At 58.4% G+C, this 22,320-nt stretch carries 25 protein-coding genes and 1 tRNA gene; 10 read left to right on the top strand and 16 right to left on the bottom strand.

Going from position 1 to position 22,320, the window contains the following annotated elements:
• Positions 1-3 precede the first annotated feature (3 nt).
• The 4 genes from KF733_00350 to KF733_00365 all read left to right on the top strand — a co-directional run bounded on the left by KF733_00350 (position 4) and on the right by KF733_00365 (position 1,290).
• Positions 4-588: a sigma-70 family RNA polymerase sigma factor gene (locus KF733_00350; GenBank protein ID QYK55941.1), complete on the top strand. Its 585-nt coding sequence runs from the start codon at positions 4-6 to the stop codon at positions 586-588.
• Between the two features lie 32 nt (positions 589-620).
• Positions 621-794 carry a hypothetical protein gene (locus tag KF733_00355; protein ID QYK55942.1) on the top strand — a complete coding sequence of 58 codons (174 nt, stop codon included), beginning with the start codon at positions 621-623 and terminating at the stop codon, positions 792-794.
• 100 nt (positions 795-894) lie between these two features.
• A complete protein-coding gene (locus KF733_00360) occupies positions 895-1,077 on the top strand; it encodes a hypothetical protein (protein QYK55943.1) in 183 nt (60 codons plus the stop codon).
• Between the two features lie 66 nt (positions 1,078-1,143).
• Positions 1,144-1,290 carry a hypothetical protein gene (locus KF733_00365; protein ID QYK55944.1) on the top strand — a complete coding sequence of 49 codons (147 nt, stop codon included), beginning with the start codon at positions 1,144-1,146 and terminating at the stop codon, positions 1,288-1,290.
• On the opposite strand, the gene KF733_00370 is transcribed toward KF733_00365, so the two are convergent.
• From KF733_00370 to gatC, 6 genes are read right to left on the bottom strand one after another with little or no spacing between them, the layout of a single operon-like run.
• On the bottom strand, positions 1,287-1,523 hold the full coding sequence (locus KF733_00370) for a hypothetical protein (GenBank protein ID QYK55945.1): 237 nt from the start codon (positions 1,521-1,523) through the stop codon (positions 1,287-1,289). The genes KF733_00365 and KF733_00370 overlap by 4 nt on opposite strands.
• A 15-nt stretch (positions 1,524-1,538) precedes the next feature.
• The gene (locus tag KF733_00375) at positions 1,539-2,285 is read right to left on the bottom strand and encodes an NTP transferase domain-containing protein (protein QYK55946.1); all 747 of its coding nucleotides are present in this window, start codon (positions 2,283-2,285) and stop codon (positions 1,539-1,541) included.
• Positions 2,273-3,088 (bottom strand): 4-(cytidine 5'-diphospho)-2-C-methyl-D-erythritol kinase, encoded by an 816-nt coding sequence (gene ispE / locus KF733_00380; GenBank protein ID QYK55947.1) that lies wholly within the window; start codon positions 3,086-3,088, stop codon positions 2,273-2,275. Before ispE ends, KF733_00375 begins: the two co-directional genes overlap by 13 nt.
• Positions 3,085-3,930, bottom strand: coding sequence for a hypothetical protein (locus tag KF733_00385; GenBank protein ID QYK55948.1), 846 nt, complete (start codon positions 3,928-3,930; stop codon positions 3,085-3,087). The genes ispE and KF733_00385 overlap by 4 nt, the downstream gene beginning before the upstream one ends.
• Positions 3,931-3,937: 7 nt before the next feature.
• Positions 3,938-5,386, bottom strand: coding sequence for an Asp-tRNA(Asn)/Glu-tRNA(Gln) amidotransferase subunit GatA (gene gatA, locus KF733_00390; GenBank protein QYK55949.1), 1,449 nt, complete (start codon positions 5,384-5,386; stop codon positions 3,938-3,940).
• Between the two features lie 3 nt (positions 5,387-5,389).
• The gene (gene gatC / locus KF733_00395; protein QYK55950.1) at positions 5,390-5,680 is read right to left on the bottom strand and encodes an Asp-tRNA(Asn)/Glu-tRNA(Gln) amidotransferase subunit GatC; all 291 of its coding nucleotides are present in this window, start codon (positions 5,678-5,680) and stop codon (positions 5,390-5,392) included.
• A gap of 33 nt (positions 5,681-5,713) precedes the next feature.
• Between gatC and KF733_00400 the strand changes: the two genes are divergently transcribed.
• Together KF733_00400 and KF733_00405 are read left to right on the top strand one after the other, a co-directional pair.
• Positions 5,714-7,810: a thioredoxin domain-containing protein gene (locus tag KF733_00400; protein ID QYK55951.1), complete on the top strand. Its 2,097-nt coding sequence runs from the start codon at positions 5,714-5,716 to the stop codon at positions 7,808-7,810.
• Between the two features lie 14 nt (positions 7,811-7,824).
• Positions 7,825-7,912: transfer RNA gene (locus KF733_00405), tRNA-Ser, on the top strand.
• A gap of 279 nt (positions 7,913-8,191) precedes the next feature.
• Here KF733_00405 and KF733_00410 read toward each other — a convergent pair.
• The gene (locus tag KF733_00410) at positions 8,192-8,764 is read right to left on the bottom strand and encodes a hypothetical protein (protein ID QYK55952.1); all 573 of its coding nucleotides are present in this window, start codon (positions 8,762-8,764) and stop codon (positions 8,192-8,194) included.
• Positions 8,765-9,186: 422 nt separating this feature from the next.
• Here KF733_00410 and KF733_00415 point away from each other — a divergent pair, with 422 nt between their 5' ends.
• Positions 9,187-9,750: a hypothetical protein gene (locus KF733_00415; protein QYK55953.1), complete on the top strand. Its 564-nt coding sequence runs from the start codon at positions 9,187-9,189 to the stop codon at positions 9,748-9,750.
• 1,043 nt (positions 9,751-10,793) lie between these two features.
• Here KF733_00415 and KF733_00420 read toward each other — a convergent pair.
• Positions 10,794-11,138, bottom strand: a complete 345-nt coding sequence (locus KF733_00420) for a hypothetical protein (protein ID QYK55954.1) — start codon at positions 11,136-11,138, stop codon at positions 10,794-10,796.
• Positions 11,139-11,448: 310 nt separating this feature from the next.
• Between KF733_00420 and KF733_00425 the strand changes: the two genes are divergently transcribed.
• On the top strand, positions 11,449-11,727 hold the full coding sequence (locus KF733_00425; protein ID QYK55955.1) for a helix-turn-helix transcriptional regulator: 279 nt from the start codon (positions 11,449-11,451) through the stop codon (positions 11,725-11,727).
• 22 nt (positions 11,728-11,749) lie between these two features.
• On the opposite strand, the gene KF733_00430 is transcribed toward KF733_00425, so the two are convergent.
• Positions 11,750-12,121, bottom strand: coding sequence for a DUF2293 domain-containing protein (locus KF733_00430; protein QYK55956.1), 372 nt, complete (start codon positions 12,119-12,121; stop codon positions 11,750-11,752).
• A gap of 115 nt (positions 12,122-12,236) precedes the next feature.
• Here KF733_00430 and KF733_00435 point away from each other — a divergent pair, with 115 nt between their 5' ends.
• Entirely contained in the window at positions 12,237-13,187 is a 951-nt protein-coding gene (locus KF733_00435; protein ID QYK55957.1) for a site-specific integrase, read from the top strand.
• Between the two features lie 171 nt (positions 13,188-13,358).
• On the opposite strand, the gene KF733_00440 is transcribed toward KF733_00435, so the two are convergent.
• Together KF733_00440 and KF733_00445 are read right to left on the bottom strand one after the other, a co-directional pair.
• Complete coding sequence (locus KF733_00440) at positions 13,359-14,720, bottom strand: hypothetical protein (GenBank protein QYK55958.1); 1,362 nt, start codon at positions 14,718-14,720, stop codon at positions 13,359-13,361.
• The gene (locus KF733_00445) at positions 14,717-15,532 is read right to left on the bottom strand and encodes a hypothetical protein (GenBank protein ID QYK55959.1); all 816 of its coding nucleotides are present in this window, start codon (positions 15,530-15,532) and stop codon (positions 14,717-14,719) included. Before KF733_00445 ends, KF733_00440 begins: the two co-directional genes overlap by 4 nt.
• 102 nt (positions 15,533-15,634) lie before the next feature.
• Between KF733_00445 and KF733_00450 the strand changes: the two genes are divergently transcribed.
• Positions 15,635-15,946, top strand: coding sequence for a hypothetical protein (locus KF733_00450; GenBank protein QYK55960.1), 312 nt, complete (start codon positions 15,635-15,637; stop codon positions 15,944-15,946).
• A gap of 32 nt (positions 15,947-15,978) precedes the next feature.
• Here KF733_00450 and KF733_00455 read toward each other — a convergent pair whose 3' ends face one another.
• The 5 genes from KF733_00455 to KF733_00475 all read right to left on the bottom strand — a co-directional run bounded on the left by KF733_00455 (position 15,979) and on the right by KF733_00475 (position 22,294).
• Complete coding sequence (locus KF733_00455; protein ID QYK55961.1) at positions 15,979-18,981, bottom strand: type I restriction endonuclease subunit R; 3,003 nt, start codon at positions 18,979-18,981, stop codon at positions 15,979-15,981.
• On the bottom strand, positions 18,978-19,577 hold the full coding sequence (locus tag KF733_00460; protein QYK55962.1) for a PIN domain-containing protein: 600 nt from the start codon (positions 19,575-19,577) through the stop codon (positions 18,978-18,980). The genes KF733_00455 and KF733_00460 overlap by 4 nt, the downstream gene beginning before the upstream one ends.
• The gene (locus KF733_00465) at positions 19,578-20,030 is read right to left on the bottom strand and encodes an excisionase family DNA-binding protein (protein QYK55963.1); all 453 of its coding nucleotides are present in this window, start codon (positions 20,028-20,030) and stop codon (positions 19,578-19,580) included.
• Between the two features lie 164 nt (positions 20,031-20,194).
• Positions 20,195-21,346 (bottom strand): restriction endonuclease subunit S, encoded by a 1,152-nt coding sequence (locus KF733_00470; GenBank protein QYK55964.1) that lies wholly within the window; start codon positions 21,344-21,346, stop codon positions 20,195-20,197.
• A 285-nt stretch (positions 21,347-21,631) separates the two neighbouring features.
• Positions 21,632-22,294: a hypothetical protein gene (locus KF733_00475; protein ID QYK55965.1), complete on the bottom strand. Its 663-nt coding sequence runs from the start codon at positions 22,292-22,294 to the stop codon at positions 21,632-21,634.
• Positions 22,295-22,320 lie beyond the last annotated feature (26 nt).

Here is a 22,320-nt window from a genome sequence, read left to right on the forward strand (position 1 = left end):
AAAGTGATCGACGACACCCAGCTCAGAACCGGCCCCCGGACGCAAGAAGAGTTCGAGGCGATGCGCAAAGGGACGGAGCGACGGGCGTTCTCGGTCGCACTGAACCTCACCCGGAACCCGGTTGAAGCCGAGGACCTCGTCCAAGACACCTATCTCAAGGCGTGGCGCGGGTTCGACTCCTATATGCCGGGGCGCCCGTTCCTAAACTGGCTGCTCCGCATCATGCAGCGGGCCTACCTTGACCAGCGCCGCCGCGAGAACCCAATCCGCAAGGCCGACTCCCTCAATGCGATGGTCAGCCCGAACGACGGGGAGGTGCAGGAGATCCCGATCGCCGACGAGGCCCGAAACGCGGAAGAAATTCTCCTTATGGAGGAGTTCTCGGCCGAGCTGCGGAACTCGCTCACCGAGCTCCCGACCGTATACCGCAGCGCGATCGTGCTGTGCGACGTCGAGGGCCTGAGCTACGAGGAGATCGCCGAGCGCCAAAAGACGACGATCGGCACCGTGCGCTCCCGGATCCACCGGGGCCGCAAGCTCCTTAGGGAAATCGTCCAGAAGAAGGGGCTGACGATCCCCGTCCGATAAAGACGCCCGGCCAGGCGACCGACAATCCCCCTATGAGCGTCTCCGGGCCCAGTCCTGCGACTCACCCCGCGCCGACCGCGGAAGTCGACAAGGACGCTTATAAGGCCGCCATCTTGAAGAAAGCCCTGGACAACCAGAAGGCAGAGGCAGCCGAGGTGCTCAAGGTTCTCCAGCCAAAGGGCCGTGTCTTGGACATCCGGGCCTGAGTGGCAGCGGGTATCTTCATAGCCTGTGCTAGGTCGGCAGCCTAAGCAACCCAAAAAGCCCGTCTTTTGGAGGAACTCGTTTGTTTGGTACGCGGCCGCTATGGTCGTCGTGGCCACTCTTGGCCTTGTCAAAGGCCAAGAAGCGATCCGCGACCCGGGCCAGACCCGGGAACAAGTGAACCTCAGCCTGCTTTATATAGTGGGGGCGCTCGTTATGGCCGTTCACGGGCTTATCAGCCATCGGCAAGCCGTCCAAGCCTACGACGAAGCCCTGGAAGACTAAATGGTGACCTGCTCCCTATGCCAAAAGCCAATCGACAAGGTTCCCGAGTGGCTTAACTCGGTCAAAGTGAACTTTGTCTGCAACAACTGCCCGAACCGATCGGTGAAGTCGATAACGCAGGTGACCCTCGAGACGGCGCAAGAGCCGTCGCAAGGTAAGGACCACACCGTCGAAGGCGCGATGGACGAGGCCGAAGAAGACCTCGAAGACTAAGCCGCCGGCCTGAGCGCTCTCCGGAAGAGGATCATCTGGGGAGCCTGGTCCGGGCCGAGCGCGGTCCGGCATTCGTCGATCAGCTCCTCTTCGCCGTAGCTGGCGAAGTCCATGAGCGTGACGGAAGCAAGCACAGTCCCGCGCGAGATCCAAGCGCTGGCGTCAAGCACGCCTTCTTGGCTCAGCAGGAAACGCTCGAGGGTGTTGGTGTCGACATCGACGACCTTGGACACAGACAGGTGCACAGGTTAGAGTTCGGCATGCGTCCTGACCTTCTTTAGGCCGATCAAGTGGGAATACTGGTCGGCGTCGTCAATATCTGTCCCAATTTCCGGGTACCGGGAGACAATCCCCCTCACCCTTGTCCCCATGAACCGGCCAATGGCTGTCTCCAAGGCCGATATGGGCAGGGTCCCAGGGATTATCTTCCCGATCACGACGCGTGCCAACAGGCCGATCCCGACCATTCCCGCAAGCTTTAGCGGGCTCTTTCGGGCAAGATAGGCGGCCTCGAGCTTGGGCAGCGCGCCTCGGAACGCCTCCGTCCGCAGCACCGCGAGGTTGCCTCCCGTAAAACGGCCCTCGCGCACGGCAAGGGTCGTCCGCTTCAGCCCCGGGTACGCCCGCTCGCACTCCTCCATCGGCACGATCGGGTAGTTGAACCCTGCGGCAAGGTCGCACCGGGCGACGAAGTCGGCGACGGCCTCCTTCGAAAGGTCGGGGAGGTCGCTGGTCGCGAGGAGCAGACTGTCGGTCTGGACCGCCTCCAGTCCTGCCTTTACACTCCCCAGGAAAGTGGCCGCAGACGGCACGCGCTCAATCCCGGAGACCTCCGGCCCGCCGACTTGAACGATCCTGCCCACCCCGCCCACCGCACCAAGGACGATATCGATGAATCGGCGTCCCTCGTACGGCACTTCCGCCCGCCATTCGCAGCCGGTGAGGTCCCGGAACCGTTGGTCCGTCTTTCCGCCCGCCAAGACTATGACGTCCAAAGGCTCTCCTTCCGGGTGAGCGTCCGGCACGCCCATGCCCGCACTCCGTCTTCACCCTCCAGTCGCGAGGCGGCCTCAGCCGCCGCTGCCTCGTCCGAGAAGACCCCGAACGACGCCGATCCGGAGCCGGTGAGCCCGGCTTTCGCGCCAAGGTCTCGAAGTCTCTGGGTCAGCTCGAGCGCCGCCGCTGGGACGACGCGCTCGAAGTCGTTGTAAAGCTCCCAGGGGTCTTCCGGAAAGCTTCGCCACTCGTAGTCCAGTGCGTCGAGCCGGGCGAAGGCTTCCGGCGTGGAGGAGCCGATGGACGGCATGGCCACCACCAAGTGGCGCGGCGCCCCGTCCGGCAACGGGGTCAGGCACTGGCCGTAAGCCTCGCCCCTGGCCGCTCCGCCCATTAAAAAGAAAGGGACGTCCGCGCCGACCGCCAGGGCGATCTCGCTCGTCTCTCGCCGCGAGAGCGCGCCCTTGGAAAAGACCTCGAGGGCGCGCAAAAGCCCGGCCGCGTCGGAGCTTCCCCCGCCCAAGCCGCTCAGGGCCGGGACCCGCTTGGTCAAAGTCACCGAGAGAGGGGGAAAGCCGACGTACTCTCGGGCCAAGCGCCAAGCGCGGGTCACCGTGTTCTCGGGAGGGACGCCGGGGTCCTCGCAGACGAAACCGTCTTCATCGGCCTGCTCCACCACCAATTCGTCGGCCAGGCTTACCGCATGGAAAACCGTCCGCAAGGGGTGGTAGCCGTTCGCGTCTAGACGTCCCACCGCCAGAAACGTGTTGATCTTGGCGGGACAGATCGTGCGGACGGTCAATTCTCCGACTCCAGCGGTTTTTGGTGCTCTTCGCGCACGGGCGGCGGCCCCAAAAGTTGCTCCCGAAGCTGCGGGGAATCTGGCATGACCGAGATCGTCTGTGGGAACGGGGTCAGTTCCAGTTCCACCAAAGTCTTGTCGATCGCGTCGAGTTGCATCCGCGCTTCCGTGATCGCGGCGAGGAAGTCTTGCGAGGGGGTTTCGGCGCTACGAATCGCCAACCGATAGCCGAGCAGCCTCATCCGCAGGGTATCGAGGGTGGTGGAGAGCACGGCCGCCTGGGCCTCGGTCCGCTCGACCCCTGCCATCACCCCTTGGTAGTGCGAGCGGTACTCGGCGATGTTCTTGTCCGCCAGGCGGTAAAGCTCCTGGGCTTGCCGGTCGCGGCTGGCGACGCCGGGCAGAGGGGGTGCTGAGGCGGTCAACCACCCCTCGCTGGCGAGCACTTCCGTCGCCACCGTGTCCGCCCTGCGAAGGGCGACATAAAGCTGCTGTGCCGTGAGCTCGATGGTGTGGGGAAGCTCGCGCAGGTCCGCGATCTTGCTCCGCTTCAGGCCCTGCAGCGCGAGGCGCAGGCGCCGGCGCCGGTCCACCACCGATTCCCAAAGGAAACGGTAGCGCTGCGAGCGGAACCGCTTCGGGACGCTGGCCTGATAGGCCGAGACCCCCAGCGCCGTGAGCAGGCTCGCCCAACCGAGAATGAGCATCCACAGGGGGATCACATCCCCGACTTGGTACGCGAACCAGGTGATGAAGCCCGAGGCCCCGATGACCGTGAGCCGCCCGAGCGAGAAGAATTCCTGCAGGAAGACAGTGAGGTCTCGGCGGCGGATGTCGTCCATCTTGGGGCTAGGGCAGCGGCGGTCGGCGATAGGGGCCGAACGCCTGCTCGATCGCGTAGGCTTGCTTTAACAGACGCTCGTCCTCGTTCACCGGTGCGGTGAGGAGCAACCCGACAGGCAGCCCCTGGACCAAGCCACAAGGGACGGAAATGCTGGGAAACCCCCCCATGTTCGCGGGGATCGTGCAGAGGTCGAGCATCTTGAGGGCGAGGGGGTCGCCGCCATAACCGCCCGCCGGGAACGCGGGCACTGGGCACCCGGCCGAAACCACGGCGTCGACCTCCCCAAACTCCCGCTCGAACTCCGCGACCATCAAACCGCGCACCTGTTGGGCCCGATGGTAATACGCGTCGTAGTAGCCCGCAGACAGGGCATAGGTGCCGACCATGATGCGCAACTTCACCTCGTGGCCGAACAGCCGCCCTCGCGTGACGGCGACGTTCCCGATATGGCCGTCGCCCTCGCACTGGGGGCCAAACCGGATCCCGTCGAAGCGCGCCAGGTTGCTGCTCGCCTCCGCAGGAGCGATGATGTAGTAGGTAGTCACTCCGACCGAAATGCTGGGGAGGCTGATCTTTCGAACCTCGACGCCCTCCTTTTGCAGGGTTTCGATGGCGGCCTCCAGCGCGGCACCGACCGAGGGGTCGACGCTGTCCCCAACCAGTTGCTCGGGGATGCCGAGCCGGAGCCCCTTGAGCGAGCATGATTTCAGCTCGTCCAAGCGGATCTTTGAATCGGGCAGCGATGTACTGTCGAGCGGGTCGTGGCCGGAAATCGCCTGGGCGAGCATGGCCGTGTCCTCCACGGTTCGCCCGAACGGGCCGATCTGGTCCAGGCTCGAGCCGAACGCGATCAAGCCATACCGGGAAACCCGGCCATAGGTGGGTTTGAAGCCGACAATGCCGGACATCGCGGCCGGCATACGGATCGAACCGCCCGTGTCGGAGCCGAGCGAGAGCGGCGCCATCTCCGTTCCGACCGCCGTCGCGGACCCGCTCGAGCTGCCGCCCGGGACCCGCCCGGCGTCCCACGGATTGCGGCTGACGCGGAAGGCGGAGTTCTCGCCGCTGGTGCCCATGGCGAACTCGTCCAAGTTCGTCTTGCCGAGCATCACGAGCCCCTCCTCCCGCAACTGCCGCACGACCGTGGCGTCGAAGACGGGGCGATAGCCCTCCAGGATCCGTGAGGCGCACGTCGTCGGAACCCCGCGCGTGGAGAGGTTGTCCTTTAGCGCGACGGGCACGCCCGCGAGCGGCCCCCCGTCCCCGGAGTCGATCAGATCCTGCGCGGCCTGGGCTTGGGCGCGGGCGCCCTCTTCGTCCACATAGAGGAAGGCTTCGTAGGTGCCGTCAAGCTCCTTGATCCGGGCCAGGTGGGCCTCGCAAAGTTCAAGGGCGGAAATTTCACGGGCGCGCAGGCGGGCGGCCATTTCGGCCGCGGTCCACTGGGTCGCCACCGCTTATTCCTCGATGATCGTCGGCACGATGAAAAGGCCGGCGCGAGAGACGGCCGCGTTGGACAAGGCGTCCGTGCGGCTCAATCCAGGGGCCGCCACGTCGTCCGCCCAGACGTTTCGCAGCGAGACGGCGTGCGGCTTCGGCTCGGCGTTCGACACGTCGATGTGCTGGATGTCCTGAAAGTGGCCGAGCAGGGCGTTCAGTTCGCCTTGGAAAGCCATAAGTTCCTTCTCATCCAGCTCGAGCCGGGCCAGGCGCGCGACATGGCGCACCTCGTCCAGGGAAATCGACATCTGCTTGATTATAACCTTGCATAATCCTCTCCAATGCCGATCTGGGGACCACGGGAGCAGTACCCGATGGTCACCGCCACCGTGACTGCCTTGGTGGCCGTCTTCGCCGTGACCTCGGCGATCCGCCCGTTCATCCCCGAACGGGCCGAAGGCCCACTCACGAATTCATCCGGCGACTTCCTTCGCGCGGGGGCAAAACAGCGCATCGGCTGGCGCACCTTGACCGACGACCCGTTCCGGGAAGCCCTGCGGCGCGACAAACCGATCTTTATGGTGCTGGGCACCAACATGAACGCGACTGCCCGCGAAGTCGACAGGACGATCCTGATGGAAAGCGAGGTCGCAGAAAGGATCAACCGCGACTTCATCGCCGTCCGCGTCGACCTTGACCAGACTCCCGAGTGGCGCAACGCCTACCGTCCCCTCGCCTGCGCGGTCGACGGCGCCGACCCAGGCTGGCAGATCGTGGTGCTCGGCTCGCGTGGGGAGCTCCTCAGCCAGATCTTCCGCTACGACCGGCGACAAGAGCTCAACCCGACCTTCCTGCTCCGCGTCCTGCGCGAAGCCCAGCAAAGGGCGGTCCACAAAGTGGACGTCTTTGAAACGACGCTCGCCGACGGCCAAGCGTCGGAACGCAAACTGCTGCTCGACGGGAAGTTGGCGGACCACATCGACGCGTCGGCTTACGCCAACCGCCTTCGGGCGCGGCTCGACCCTCGGTACGGCGGCTATCCGCAGGGGGGCATGCAGCGGCTCTATCCCTGGGAGTGGCGGTTCCTGGCCGCCTCCGGCGACTTGGACGCGTTGCGCGCCTCGCTTGCGCCGCTCATGCGCACGGCCCTGGTCAACTGGCTGGACGGCGGCTTCTACCGCTATTCGATCGACCTCGGGGGATTCGTGCCGAAGTTCGAGGCCAGCGCGGAGCAAAGCGCCGACATGGCCGCCACTCTGGCCTTGGTCGCCACCCAGACGCGCGACCCGATCGTGCGCGAGCTCGCCCTGGAAACCTTCGACGGGACCTTGGAGAGCTTCGACCGGCCCAAGGGCTTCGCCGCCCATTGGTACGAGAACTCGGGCACCATGGCGCGCGGCAAACGCTATAGCTTCCCGCCGCGGGAGCTCTCCTCGCGCCTCTCCGCGGCCGACGTCGAGTGGCTCGCCAAGAACGCGGGGCTGGACCCGCGCCTTAACCCCACGATGGTACCGTTCGTGGCCGACGCCCAGGTCTACGTGCGGTCGCCCGAAGACTTCCAGCAGCACCTCGACCTTCTCCGCCACCTGCGGAAGAACGACTCCCGGATCTTCGAGTCTCTGGACTTGTTGGACGCCACCGCGAGCGTTGCCGCCCGCCTGATCGAATCCGCACGGGTCCTCGGCGACAAGGCCCGCCTACAGGAGGCCCTCGCCCTGGGCGAGCGGACGCAGAATTTTCGGTCTGGCCCGGACGACGTGATGCACCAGCTGAAGAAGGACGGGCGGAGCACCGCCTACCTTGGCGACTACCTGGCCTATGCCGATTGCGCGCTGCAACGGTACCTGGCGACAGGGGAAAAGGACGTGCTGGAAGACGGCTTGGTCGTGTTGCGCCGAGGGATGGACTTGTTCAAAGCGGACCGCAGGGGCGTCTACGTGCTCGGGCGCGGGCCGAACGGCAAAGTCGGGCAGGACGTGGTCGAGATCCCGGAGGTTGTCGACGGGACGGGACAAGCCGCGACTTCGCGCTTGCTTTCGCTCTGCCACAGCTACGGATTCTTGTTCCGCGCCTCGGCCACCGGCCGCGACTTGGGCAACAAGGCGGTCGAGATCATCCGCGCCACCTCCCCAGCCGTGAAGGACGTGCCCTGGCGCATGGGCTCCTTCTACCTGGCTGGCTGGGCGACCGTCTCGGACATGGAGATCGCCACGGTCGGCCCGGACGCCGTCGCGAACGCGGCGAAGCTCGCCCCCCTCGCGCCGCACATCTTGGTCACCCCGCTCACCGGCAGCCTGCTGCCCGAGATCCAGGCCAAAGGGCCGGGCGTCTACCTTGTGGTCCGGGGCTCGGCGAAGGGGCCCCTCACTTTCGAGCAAGCCGTCCGAATCCTCAAGGAACCAGCTGCCCTAACAACCCCCGCCCCGAAACAGCCATAATCTGGGGCTCGCCCGGAGAGGTCGCATAGTGGTCTAGTGCGCCGCACTCGAAATGCGGTGAGGTGCAAGCCTCCGTGGGTTCGAATCCCACCCTCTCCGCCACCTTCCTCTCTGCAGGTTCCCGCTTGCCTCCAGAGGTCACTCTACCCCGGTCTGTACGCATGTTGTACGCACGTGACCTTTCCAAGTTTCGAACCCGATTGACGCTACGACGACCTTCACTTTGACTGTCCGAGGGGTGGGGGTGGTCAAGATTTTGAGTCTCCTTTCCCGATTTGGGAAGTCCCAATTATCCGAGAGGCTCACATGCAAAACAGAGCCAGTCTTCCCGGTGTTCAGGAAGACTCGCTCATGTTCTCCGTGGGCAGCGAGTGAGGCTCTTTAGGGAGGACACATCCCTCTCTGGGAGAGCCAGAGCCTGGCGTTCTGGTTATCGTGCCACTCAACTATGGCTCGCAGGAGCATTTTCTTGTAGTAGCGATGTGACCGTGCCTTCCCGAAGTGCCAGAACAGGGGCTTAGACCGCTCATAAATCCCTTGGGCAAATTTGCCTACCTCTCTGGCTTTTCGATTTCGAGAATTTGGAGCACAGTTAATCTGCTCTGCGGCAAGGACTCTATGGTTGATGGCTTTGAAGCGCTCATCTAGCTGCTTCAAAAACATCTCCTGCTGCTTCCTCTTCAATGGCAACAGAAGCTCGTGCATATAGCTTGGTCGTTCCGGGATGCCGCTCACCCCAGCAAGCATCGCTCTGCACTCAAGCTGATTTACGTCGTCAACAAATGACTTGATTTGCGCTAACACGATTGCCGCTTCATCGCCCAAGTTTCGGTAGTGCTGGCTCGCCTGGCGAATTGCGTCTTGCCACGCTTCCTCTTGTTCGACGTAAGTCCTTCTCGCTTCATCGGGATTTGAAACACTCTCGGGGTGGATGAAGTGAGACGATGGCGGCATGAGCGAAGTCCGGCTCCGCTTCGCAAGAAGCTCACGCTGTCGCTCCGGTGACCTCAACCATCGCTGGTAGCAGCATGGACACAGTGAACGCTTCTGAACCGAAACGGGTCGCTCCTGACAGAAGCGGCAAAGGTCATTTGTATTTACTTGTTTTTCCATAAGTTGGTGGTACTCCTTCGATGCCACCAAGCCTGTCGTGCACCTTCCTGGAAATCCGGTCACCTGTTCTAGATTTTTCTGAAATGCTCTCCGATTCGAACCTGAAAGCCCTGCGCTGCTACCTTCACTAACATCCTCAACCTAGTCCGCATCTTGGGTAAAGGCGCATGGAAAATCCATGCGCTTACCGAGCCCGGCGGGACTCAACCAATGCCTCGCCACTCCCGACTTATCCCGACCTCGACCCCAGTGTCAGAAGCGTCTTGGCGAACCTCAAGCGACTTGCATCCAGATATGCGAATCGGGAGAATTGGCTCACTTTCGACGACGCCCTGCAAACGCTGTTGCTCGGCGCTCAAACAGCACTTCAGAGGCTCGATAGGACATTGACCGTCCGTGAGCAGGGTCGATATATTGTGGTTCGCTCAGAGAATTTCCTGAAGACACGAATTGACCTCGAATCTCACGTGTCATGTCCTTCGCACGTCACCGGTGCTCGGAATCGTGTACGAGACGGTCGTGGCTCCGACGAAGACCACCAGGCTGCAGGGTTCCTCTCGTTCAAGAGGATTTTCTTTGGCGATTTCGAGGACGGTTGCCAAGCCTGCCAGTGCTCGTCCCTCGACGACATGGAGGGGGAAGCTCTGGAAAGGTGGGCGCTGGCTCAGCTTCCTGAACTCGATGCTGCGGTCTTTGAACTCGTTAGGCTGCTGCAGTTCAGCTATCAAGACGCTGCGAGAATCCTCGACATCTCGGTTGACCGTGTTCAGTCCCGCCTCAAAGCCGCCTCCAAGAGGCTCGCCGACTTGTTTGACGACATCAACTAACTTGGAGGGCAGAGTTCGCAGGTTCTTCCTAGCGACTCGTCGAACAATTGTCTGTTCAGCGGTCACTCATCAACGTGAACAGCGCATACCGTGGCTGCGGCAACCGACCGCATTGCCGAGCCACACCTCAATCTCTGCTTCGATAGCAGTATTGCCGGTGCAGACGGCATATTACTGTCAGCGAAGCAAGTCATTGTAGTCCCTTGTATTGGGGCTGGTAGGCAGCCAGTCGTTCGGATTATTGGGAAGGTTCGGAACCGGTGGTTGCCACCCATCATTGAAGTACAACGGAAATTTATCACGAATTTCCTGCTGGTACCTTGACGCACTAGCCTTCCCATTTGCGGTGGCAGTGCTAGCACCGTCGCCAAGTATCTTTACCACCTTCGTCGAATAATCAACCAGGAATATGAGGTCATAAAAGCCAGTTCCTTTGCTTGTCGGGGTGCACGCAGGATTCTCCTCCCAGGGGTCATAGAAACCGTAGCGTCTCTCGAACTCCAAGACCTTGTATCGCCAAGCGCCGATAATGGTGTCGATTTGGCGGTCTGCTTTGTTCATCTCAGGACGCACAGCGGAGTCCAAGGTAGTTGGCGACGTTAGCGTGGCGCTGCGGCGTCCGGGCAACGGGTCAGCAGGGGAAGATGTATTGTTCACGATAATTGCACTGAATCCGAGCCAGCAAAGATAAGCGACACCGACCCCGCCCAAAAGCCGAACGAACCAGTTCGACTTTTGGGAGGGTGGAGAATAGTAGATTTGTTGGTCAGCGGGCGCATGGTTCTTGGGCTGAGACTTTCGAAGAGTGCAGTCGCCACAAAGAAACTGTCCGTTAGCGACGGGCTTGCCGCACTCAATGCAGGTTGGTGCTCTAGGAGGTGCCTTCGGCGCATGGGCTCCGCTTTGTGCTGTACCGGTGATTCCACCACTATCGAACTTGGGAGACGGCGTTGCGATGGTTGAAGCGCCCTGTTCGATGAGTGAGCCGCAATTCGTGCAGAATCTCGTCGATTCGAGCTTGGAGCCGCACTTGGTGCAGAAGTTCATTTGGACGCTCCCGGCTCCGAATAGCCACCTTCGGCAACTACATTGCACCCAGCGACGCTAGCACGCAGCTTCATCGCATCGGCAACGACTGTAGCGCTACTTAACTCCAGGGGGGTCAGTTGGCGTTTGAAGTGCTCATTTTGCTTCGCTTCCTGAACCATAGCATTCAACTCCGTACAGTTCATTGAAGCGATTCGGTCGAGGATTTGCTGTTTCTGGGAGGTGAACACGTCCACGCCATTCACCTTGAAGATGCTCCTGACGCAATCCTGGGGGGTCAATTCGGGCGGGCGATTGAGGGCTTTGAAAACGAGCGGAGAGGTGATGGCTATCACCGCCACCAGCAGACCACCAAACAGGACTCGATTTCCGCCCCCACTTGGGCTCGCTGCCTCGGCTATTGGCGAACTGATGAAAACGGGTCGGACACCAGGTAGAGGTTGACTTGGGAATTCGGCAGGTGCTTGGCTCAGGGAGGCAGCGACGTAAGCCGCTCCGCAGTTTCCGCAAAACTTCTCATCCCCTTTCAAGGGAGCCTGGCATGCTTGGCACTTCGGCATCCTGACCTCCACCCAAGGGCAGATTGTCGCCAAGGATGCCCCGAGTGTAGTTATGATACCTACAGCATGAGTGCAACCCTGTCGCCAAGAAGTGGCGAAGCGCACCAGACAGTCCTCAATCTCGACTGACACCGACGTTCTAATGGAAACGATTCGGTCGGCACGTGAGGCTGCGGGTCTCTCTCAAAGAGAGGTGGGTCGAAGACTTGGCTTCCATCCCACTGTTTATCACAAGATTGAACTCGGGGCTAGGGTTCTTGATGTCGTCGAGTTCGTCGCACTGGCTCGGGCGATAGGCACAGACCCGATTGAACTGTTGGGCTCCTACCTCGTGAACCTTCAGCAGCGCCGAGTGGAAAACGCCCAATGACGACCGCCACTGCTGGTGAGCATTACTGCCGTCTGTTTTTACGATATCGCCGTCGCTTTGACCAGATTTGAAGAATGATGCGGATTTTGGACTCGACTGAGTATCGAGCATCTTCCTTAGCAATCTCTGGTTCGTCGTAGGTCAGGTTTTGCGCCAGAATCTCATCGTAGAGGGTGTAAACGTGCCGAATATATCCACGCACGGCACGACTTGCTCGTTCGCTCACATGCAAATTTGTGTTCGTGCCGACCCGCTGGCACCCTTCCTCAAGGGTGTGGTCGAGAGTGGCTCGCAGGTCGTGCTCGGGGATGCTTGGGTAGATGCGCAGAATCTCGGCTTCAAGTTGCTTCCGTTGACGATGAGGTGATTTCTGTTCTTCGATGTTCTTTGACATGGCTCGATACGGGTCGAGTCAATGAACGTGAGGAACGTTGTGAAGAGAGGGAATTCCTCAAGTCAAAACCTGCGCACAGTAGCTATTGAGAATTGAAAGTTCTCGATGACCTCAGATGAACCAAATTCAGCCCATCCAATCCAGCGAAATCCAGCGCCTCGTCGTTGATGCGATTGACTATGCCCGCCAATCGAGAGCACCCGCCACGCTGAGGGCATATCAATCCGACTGGAGACTTTTTGAGGAGTTCTGCGGCTCGCATGGACTTGGGGCACTTCCTGCTGTACCATCAACGGTATCGCTCTTCATCACAAAGCTCGCTGAAACTCATCGACCGTCCTCGATTCAGCGTAAATTGGCAGCAATCTCCGTGGCTCACAAGACAGCCGGTGTGCCATCCCCCATCGCAGCCGAAATCGTGCATTCCACGATGTCTGGGGTGCGACGGGCAAAGGGCATGGCGAAAACTCAGAAGTCACCCATCCGGGCAAGACACTTGCGGGAGGGGCTTTCTCTGATGCGCTCGGACTTAAAGGGAGTGCGAGATGCGGCTATCATCCTCGTTTCCTACGCAGGTGCGCTTCGCCGCTCGGAAGTCGTAGGGCTTGACCTAGCTGACCTCACGTTTACCTCTGAAGGCGTCGTCTTGAACTTGACCCGCAGCAAGACCGACCAGGAGGGCTCAGGGGTGAAAGTCGCAATCAAAGCTGGGAACAGGGCGGACACCTGTCCCATCAGAGCGCTGCGGAACTGGATTACGGCGGCTGAACTCTCCGATGGAGCGCTCTTTCGTCCAATAACGAGAGGCGGACGCCTTGGGATGACACGGCTGTCCGACCAGACCGTTTGCGCCATTTTCAAAGAGTTTGCGCTTATTCTGGGACTCGACCCGAGAGACTACGGTGGGCACTCGGGACGAGCAGGAGTTATCACCGATGGCTTTGCAGCGTCGGTCGCTCAAGCAGTCATAGCCAAACACTCTCGGCACAGGTCGAACGCTATTTCAGACTATCTGCGGGAAGCCACATTGTTCGAGCAAAACCTCAGCGGCTTGGTTGGCTTGTGAGGCAAAGTTCTTCGGCTGATACTTTGAGACACACACTTTGATTTCGGGGACTTTTCCGATGGTTTCTACCCGAACCTGCGTACCAGTGGAAGGAGGAAGGGAGGGAGGAGGAGATATGGATAGAAATTAGGAGAAATTCCAGTGGGAGCGACTTTGTCGCCCTGAAAGGGCTCAAGCCTCAGACCACTCAAGGCTAGTTGGAATTCCCAACTCGCTACATTCCTGACTTACGACACCGGAGATTCTTCGTCTCAAGCAAGCTCGGTCTGAAGTGTCATGTGGATGGAGATGTAGCCCATCGAAGGTATTCACAAGGATGGTAAATCCATGTTTTCCTCTGCTTCGCTGAGCTAGTTCATAAGCCGCAAACATGATTCTCTGTTCGTAACTCTGCGACACTTGAGCCATGATGCTCTTAACATTGTCGCCTTTCGAGTCTGGAACAAGCGGAATTATCCTGCCCCAAGCGTCGGTGGCATAGCCCTCTGCACGAATCCTCCGCTTGACCTCCTCTCGACCTCTGAGTAGTGGATTGAAGAGACGGTGCTTCCGAAGCTCTCCCCAAAGTCCCCCTCGAATTTGTTCAGCCTTCTTTGGAAGGTTGACCCTGCCTCCGCCCGTATTCGACATGCCATAAAACAAGCAGAATATCAACTCCTTGATTTGCTCTCTCGATTCGGACGGTAATCCAAGGTCTTCGATGATTTCATCGTATGGGCGCTCCGTAAATGAACAGCCAAACTCTCCAAGTTGCCATATAGCCACGTTAATCGCATACTGCGCCGCACGCAAATCGCACTTCATCCAGTCTTTACAAATGACCTCCCGAACGCACCGCTTCAATGAAGGCAGCATAGCTTTGTGAGCAGGGTAGATTCGGGCACTCCGTTTGACGGTCTTGTAGATTGGTTTGGGATGGGTCAGAAGGCGGGACAGGGTAGCCGCACAGTGCTTTCCTACCCCAGAGTTAATATCTCCCAGTTCCGCTGCGAGGGAAGCTGCCTCTTCCCAATGACGCTCGACGGCTGCAGTGAATCGGTTTGTAGGGAGGTCGTTCATGTATTGCGCCATTTCCACGGAAGCTTCGCAAGATGAATTGAGCACCGGTAACTCGTCGGGCACAATAGCCTTCGAGCCAGACACGAACTGTATTCTCGGGGTTTGGCGTGTGCGGCGTTCTGCCTCCCAGAGCCCCGAAAGGGCTGTTGGAAGGGGCGAGTTCACGGTCTTTGAGAGGAACTTTCCCATTGAGGGACTGTATTCATGACCGCCAAGTGAGACTGCAAACACATGCGTTGAAAAGTCTTCTGCAATTCTTCTCACGCTGCCGTGCCCGCTGCCGAAGTGCCTTTGTCTGCCCATCCATTCGGAAAGCTCGTCCCTTGAGATGATGAGCTTCTCGTCATCGTCGAAGTGCACTCCGTAGAGCAGATACTGGAGGAACTCCCATCGTCCCGGCTTTGAATCGAGAGCCGGATATAGTCTCAAAATCTCATCCCGAAACCATTGCGAGCAATACCGGATGACGCTCACGACTGTGACTCTCCATCTGTTGAGCGGTCTCGATTGCGGCGCTCCATCAACCTGTTCAAGTCTCGGAAGTAGGTTGCTCTGCTTCGTCCGGTTAGCCTCGCATACTCCTCAACCCTCTTTTCGGTCGGGATGTCTAGCGCCTGCAAATCGACGAGCAGTCGAGTGTTGTTGTCGATGCCCATCGTATCGAGGACAGTCCGCTGCCAATCCAGATTGCCTTTTCTCAACTGCGACGCCGTGATGTAGAGTCTTGCGCTGACGGTGCTGACATAGGGCAGCCATTTCCAGACAAAGTCAAGAACCTCTCGGTCGTCAAACCAGGTCTCGACATACTTGTGGATGTCCTCGGGGCTAGGTGCAAAGTGAATGAGAAGTCCCCGGTCTTCAATGGCGGCGACATTTCGGTTCAAAGTGCGCCAGTCATTGGCAATGATGACAAATCGGCTCTTCGTCTCGAATTCAACTGGGACGCCCTCATCGCCGAGGTCACTATGTCTTGTTCGCCAAGATACGGTCTTGATTTCAGCCGTCTGGCAAGCTTGCTTGAGCAGTCGGATGAAAGCTCTGTCACCATATAGGGAGTCCACGTCGTCCAGAACGAACAGTTCATCTTGATGCTGATAGAGCAGCTTATAGAATTCGAATGCCGAGAGGTTCCCGTCGATGTGCTTGCCCGACCCATTGACCGCATTCTTGACAATCGAAGTTTTGGCAAGACCGGGGTCGCCGACGAGAATGATATTGTTTGCGGTCAATGCGAAGTGCTCGATGGCTCTTTGAAGCTCTTTGTATGTGCAAATCGTGGTTTTCATCACCTAGGGATTCGAACAGCGCACGATTTTGAGGAAAACAGTGAAGGACTGCCCACGCTTCACAAGTTTCCTCATGACTGGTGACTGGTTTGGCTAAGAGGTATGCCGACCTTTACGATTCCCTTGGAAGAAGCCGCTACTGCGCTTCGTTCACTCTCTCAAAGACTCATCGACCTGGAAGCCGAGGCATCAAGGCTTGGGTTGCTTCTCACTGGTCTGCCTGATGCCGATGAGCCGCCAGCACCGCTTACAGACGCCAAACTGAAAGTGTGGGTGGACAATCTGGTCGCCCGACGCTTGGAAACCAAGAAGTCCCTGAACTTCAGCATCCTCGTCTACGGCTTTTACCATCACAAGTTTCAAGCCCTCGATGGCTGGCTGGATGACCTCGAAGCAATCGTCGAGTTTGATTAGACGAAATGCCCCATTTTCTGGCAAGCCTTATTTCAGCGCCCGTCTGTGTAGGTCGAATTGAAATTCGTGTCCGACAGCCACTTTTTGAAAGCAGGGTTGTCGGAGAACTGTTTGAACAATTCCGTGTGGTCGGTAAGTAGCTCGACTAGCACCCGTTGCAGAGCCTTGTCGTGCTCAATCCGAGCGTTCTGCTTGTCGGAGTTGGCAATGGCGTTTTGATACGCCTTGTCCGCCGCCACCTTCGCTGGAATCTCCTGCGTGATGACCTCCTTTATCTTGTCTCCGTCCTTCCACTCGATATTCCCGAACTGGTCATTGAACGACTTGAGGATGTTGCTCAGCCTGTCAAGCTCAGGCTCAGGAGGGTGCCCTCCGCCTGCTGTTGGCACGGGCTCAATCTCGGAATCCTCGTCTGTCAGCGAAATCGAAAGCGCCGACCGAACCTCGACCCGATAACTGTCCATGTCGATGGACTCCAGAATTCCCTTGGATAAGTCCTCCTCTTTAGGGGCTGGAAGTTTGGGAATGAGGAAATTCAGGAAGATGGACAGCCGTTCCCATGAGGCGATGCTGTAGGTCAGAACCGAGGCTAAGAACCCATAGGTGCGGACGAACGCCTTGGCTTTGCCCTTGAACTCAACCTGTCCATCCTCGTCCAGCAAGTCCAGATACGTGGCGACGCAGCCATCGAGAATCGGGTCAAGCGTGTCACGGTCGGCACCAGCGAGATAAAGCTCGACTAGCTGTCGAATGTCGGAATCGCTGTAAACCTGAGCGCCATCGAGGTCAGCCTTGAGGTCATGCAGCTTGTTCGGGTCAGTCTCACGAGCCAGAACGGTCGTGCGGTAGTAATCGTCGAACGCCATCTGAATCGTGTCGATGTCGTTGACAAAGTCCAGCACAAAGGTGTCGTGCTTTTTGGGGTGCGCCCTATTCAACCGTGAAAGAGTTTGAACAGCCTTGATTCCAGAGAGCGGTTTGTCCACATACATGGTGTGGAGGAGTGGCTCGTCGTACCCGGTCTGGAACTTGTCGGCGCAGATTAGGAAGCGGTAAGGGTCTTCCTGAATCATCTCGGCAATCTTGTTGCTGGCAAATCCGTTCAGAGATGCCTCGGTCACCTTCTGACCGCCGTATTCATGCTCGCCAGAGAAGGCAACGATGGCTTTGTACGGGCTCTTGCGCTCCTTCAGGTAGTCCTGAAAAGCGTGGAAGTAGTCGATGGCTCTCTTGATGCTTCCCGTGATGACCATTGCCCTCGCCTGACCGCCAATCTTCTGCTTGGCAATCACATGGTCGTGGAAGTGGTCAACCATGATTTCGCTCTTCTCCCGAATGGCGTGGGTATGTGACTCGACGTACTTGCGGAGCTTTCGCTGAGCCTTCCTGGAATCGAACTCGGGGTCATCCTCGACGGTCTTGATGAGGTTGTAATAGGAGTTGACCGGCGTGTAGCTTTTGAGCACGTCCAGGATGAAGCCCTCCTGAATCGCCTGCTTCATCGTGTAGCTATGGAATGGTCGATGCTTGACCACATCTCCTTCGGGATAAGGCTCGCCAAAGACTTCCAAGGTCTTGTTCTTGGGAGTCGCAGTGAACGCAAAATATGAGGCGTTCGGCAGCATCTTCCGGGCTGCCATGATGCGGTTGATTTGGTCTTCCGTGTCTTCTTCGTCGTCCTCGGCTGAGGTGCCCGAGAGAGCAATGTTCATCTTCGCAGCGGTCTGACCGCCTTGGCTCGAATGCGCCTCGTCGATGAGGATGGCGAACGTGCTGTCCTTGTTCGCAGAGCCGATGTCGTCCAAGATGAACGGAAACTTCTGGACAGTCGTGATAATGATTTTCTTTCCGTTCTTGAGGAAATCTTTGAGTTGCCCCGAGCGCTCAGCATGACCCACCACTGACCCAACTTGGGCGAACTGCTTGATGGTGTCCCGGATTTGTTTGTCGAGGATGACCCTGTCGGTCACGACGATGACGGAGTCAAAGACCGGCACGGAGTCCTTCTCCAGACCGACAAGCTGATGAGCCAGCCATGCAATTGAGTTTGACTTGCCGCTTCCCGCCGAGTGTTGAATCAGGTAGCGCTTGCCAGACCCGTGCGTTCGTGTGTCCGCCAAAAGCTTCCGCACCACATCCCGCTGGTGAAATCTAGGGAAGATGAGGAGGCGCTTGACTTTGCCTGTCTTGGGGTCTTTCTCCTCAACCCGCTCAGCATAGTTTTCGATGATGTCGGTCAGACCTTCTTTGGTGAGTATCTCTTTCCACAGATAGTCCGTTTTGAGTCCATTGGGGTTCGGCGGGTTGCCAGCGCCATCATTCCAGCCTTTGTTGAATGGGAGGAACCAGGAAGCCTTGTCCCGGAGGTGAGTACAGAACCGAACCTCGGCGTCATCCACGGCGAAGTGAACCAGGCATCGAGCGAATTGAAAGAGCAGTTCACGACTGTCCCGGTCTCGCTTGTATTGCTGGACGGCGTCCTCGACCGTCTGCTTGGTCAGGCTGTTCTTGAGTTCGAAGGTCGCAATCGGTAAACCATTGATGAAAAGGCAGAGGTCGAGCGCAAGCTGGGTTTCATCCTTGCTGTAGCAGAGTTGCCTGGTGATGCTGAAGATGTTGGAGTCCCAGCGTTCCTTCGCCTTCTGGTTGCCCGGTGAGGGTGTCCCATAGAACAGTTCGACGTGCGCAGCTTGGTGAGAGACGCCTTTGCGAAGCACGTCTACGATTCCACGCTTGGCGATTTCTCCTTGAAGTCGGGTCAGAAACTGGGTTCTCTTTATTCCATCGGTGCCAAGGTCAAGCTGGGCAAACACCTTCGGTTGAGTCTGAGCGAGGAACTGAAGGAGGTAAGTCAGGTCAACCGCATATTCTCTACTGTAGTCTTGGGAGCGCCCCAGCACATAGCCAGCGCCACCGTAGCCAGTTGGGTTCTCTGCAATGCCTGGAGCGACCGGCTTGAGAATCTGCTCATTGGTGAGCCCAGTGAGGCTGCGAATGATGAGAAGTTCGAGTCCCTTCTCGCTGGTGTCGGTCAATTCAACCTCCATTCGGCTGGAGTGACTTCAGGCACCAGAATTCCCAGCGCTTCTCCAACGTGAGCGGAGAAACTAGGAACCGTCCAAGCCAACCTGCCCAGAGTTACCTCAACGCTCTTTCCACGGTCTCCCGAGAGGCGATAGAGCTTGTCAACGACAACTCCCCTGTCGTGCTCAAAAAGAGTGATTAGATACGTTCCAGGGTGAACAGCAACAATGCCCCAGGGGTCGAGTGCCTCGGAAGGGAAGTGCTTGATATTCGTCGTCACGATGGTCTCGACCTTCTCATGAATCGCCGCTGCCAACACATGGCGGTCGTCTTCGTTATTGTCGCACTTGCACTCCAGGTGCTCGAACCCAGAAACCATCGCTTCCTCAAAGAAGTTCGTAGCAACCTCTCGGCGCTTTGCAACCACTTCGGGTCTCCAACTCAGCTTGTCTCGACAAGTCCGGTCAACTTCGTCCCAAATCCGCTCCGTCCACTTAGGTAGGAGAAGGCGGGGTTCTTCAGACAGGCGGAGATAGAGGTCGGCGACCGAAGCCTCTGCGAGTACGCAGGCGTCAAGGACGACGGCAAAGTCCGCCCTGACCGGCATTTACTCTTCCGACTCCAAGCGTCGGTCGTAGACTCCTTCCTCGTCCATCAACTTGGTCAGGTCAGTCAGTGCCTTGCTTCGCTCCTTGTTCCTAGCCTCCTGAAACACCAGGAGGTCTTTGAACATGATGCGCCTGTGGGTTCCGACTCGATGGAACGGAATCCTGCCGTTTTCAAGCAGCCTCAGAAGGAATGGGCGAGACATGCCCAAGAAGTTCGCCGCAGCCTGAGTCGTGAAAGCCTCGTCCTCAGGCATGAGCAAAATTGCTTGCTTGCGCTTCATTGAGTCCACGATGAACAGCAGGAGGTCGTTGAGGGGCTTCGGTAGGGCGATGCGCTCGCCATGAAGACCAACGAGGCTGGCTTCACCCGTGTGGATGAGTCCGTCAAGCTGCTTCAGAATCTCGGGCGAGATTTCAGAGGGCTCCAATCTTCGGTCTTGTAGGCTGCTCATATGGATATTATACGCCTAAGTGTAATAAACGAAACCCGCAAAACTGCCGGGTCTATTGAAATCGGGACGCTTGACTCACCGCTCCATCAAATGACCATCAAATAAGAATCGGGGTCAACTTGAACCTAAAACTCGCTCTGAGAAGGCTGCCAATCAAATACCCATCAAATAAACTCGGGCTTGCATCGAACCTCCCTTTGCCCCGTCACCACGTCAGAAACTATCCTCGCCCGATACTCCCGCAGCAGAGCCAACTCCTTCGCCAACCTCCTCTTCGCACGAAGGACAGGACGAACGTGGTCATCAAACCAGCGCACGGCCGTGCGCTGGCTCTCCAATGAAGACACCGCAACCTGAAGTTCCGACAGGCGGCTCGTGCGAATCCCCACCGCACCGGCACCGGTCGCAAGTCGGCGAAGCTCATCCTGGAACGCACCCGACCGGCACACCATCAGCAGAAACTCAGGAACCACCAAATCCAAACGAGGGCGGAAGGCGACCACTCGTTGGGCGATGGAGATGTCCGGTCGGTCAGCCAGAGCGAAATGCCCCATTGGAGCCTCAGTCGTCATCAGCAGGTCTCCGACCTCGGGTCGTCGGGCATTCTCAAATTCGTGAGACTCTGAGACGAAGTCCACCGACACCTCATAGTCCACATAGCCTTGGCGGACGTTCTTCGAGGTCACCAGACGCCGCCCAGAGTCGGTTCGGTTGGGAGTCGTGCCTCGGTTGTCGATGCGGGTCGAGAAGCACCGGGTGAACGGGAGTCTCAGAATCTCACCGTTTGCCGTGTTCGTGTCCACGACATGCTGCAGCAAAGCCTGTTCCTGTTCGTCCAAGAGCGCCAGCATCCGTTCCTTGGCAGCGACCAGGCGGTTCATCTTCCCGTCGAACACCGCCACACGCCGAACGATGGCAAGCTGCTCATCGGGCGGAGGCAGAGGAATCTTCAGTGAGGCGAAGTTGCCAAACAGCAAGTCAGCGACCCGTTCTCGCACGCCACGGGCAGCCGCAAAGAGGAAGCCGTTCCGAGCCAGGTCACGAAACAAGAGAGCCAAGTAGTGTGCATCGGCTCCAGGAAGGGTCGTGCAGACGGCGCAGGCAGGCGTGGTCTTTCCATCCGAGTCGGAAACCCCAATGGCTCCGGCATAGGCATCGAGGTCGTGAATTACCAGGTCACCCTCTCGGACTCCCTGGTAACCGACCTCAAAGAGCGACTCCATGATGCCCTGTGGCTTCTTGGGATGACGCAACGTGACCTCGCCGTCTCGGAAGCAAGTGACCACTTCGTCGCAGAGTCTCACCGGTCGCTGCATGCGCCGCAAGATGGTCTTCGGTCGAACGATGCGCCAGTGGGCTGGGCATGAAGCAAGCCAAGGCAGATTCGTAGCCTGACTTAACTGAACATGCCCTTGCTGAGTCTCGGGCTCAGGCTTCGAAAGGAGGACGACGCTCAATAGTGTTTCAGTCCTTGCCGTCGTTGTCCCGAGGAGGTTTGATTTCCTTGGTCTCACCCTTATCGCCGCCCTTCTCGACGACCTCACTTTCCATTGCCACCTGTCGAGGCGGCATATCTTCATCAGTTTCTGGATTGAACATGGCTACTTCTTGGTTGTTGGCGGAGGCGTGGTCGTTCTTGGTGGCTTTTCTCCACGTTCGATTGTGCCCCCGTCCATCGCTGGCTGTCGAGGCGGCATTGGAGGCTCCGACCTCGTAATCGGCTTGGAAATCTGTTCTTTGTTCATTGCTGAAGTGAAGACGATAGAGAACGACAAACTGAATGAGATTGCCGTGGAGATGAGGAGTAAGACCACACCCCAGCGAAGTCCTCGACCGATGGTCTTGGTGCGCTCGATATGGTCTGCGATGAAAGACTCAGCGTTGTCAATAAGCTGCCTCAGAAGTTGCGCCTCCGAGTCGTATCCTCCTTCTTTCTCGATGATTTGATTCCCGTTAGGTAGATTGCGCACCTTGCGTGTGAGGGCTCCCGCAAGAGCAAGAAATGAACCCAATACAAGCAGAGCGGTCGAACTCAAACCCCCAACTATCAACACCATCCCGACCTCCTGGGCATCTTTGAGAAGAGAGACGAGGGCGACCAGCGCTGCCACCGACCCGCCTGAGGCAAAGCTTGCAACGATACTTGAACTCGTTCGAATCTGAAAGTAGCTCTGTTCTGCCTGAGTAATTCGAAGCTTTTCAAGCTCCCAAGCCTCCCTGCAAATTTGAGCGTTCGATGGCTTAGCGCTCTTTGGTTCGGGCACCAAGGCGGCTGGCACCGTACTGACAG

It is taken from the genome of Fimbriimonadaceae bacterium (genome assembly GCA_019454125.1).
Taxonomy (GTDB): Bacteria; Armatimonadota; Fimbriimonadia; order Fimbriimonadales; family Fimbriimonadaceae; genus JALHNM01.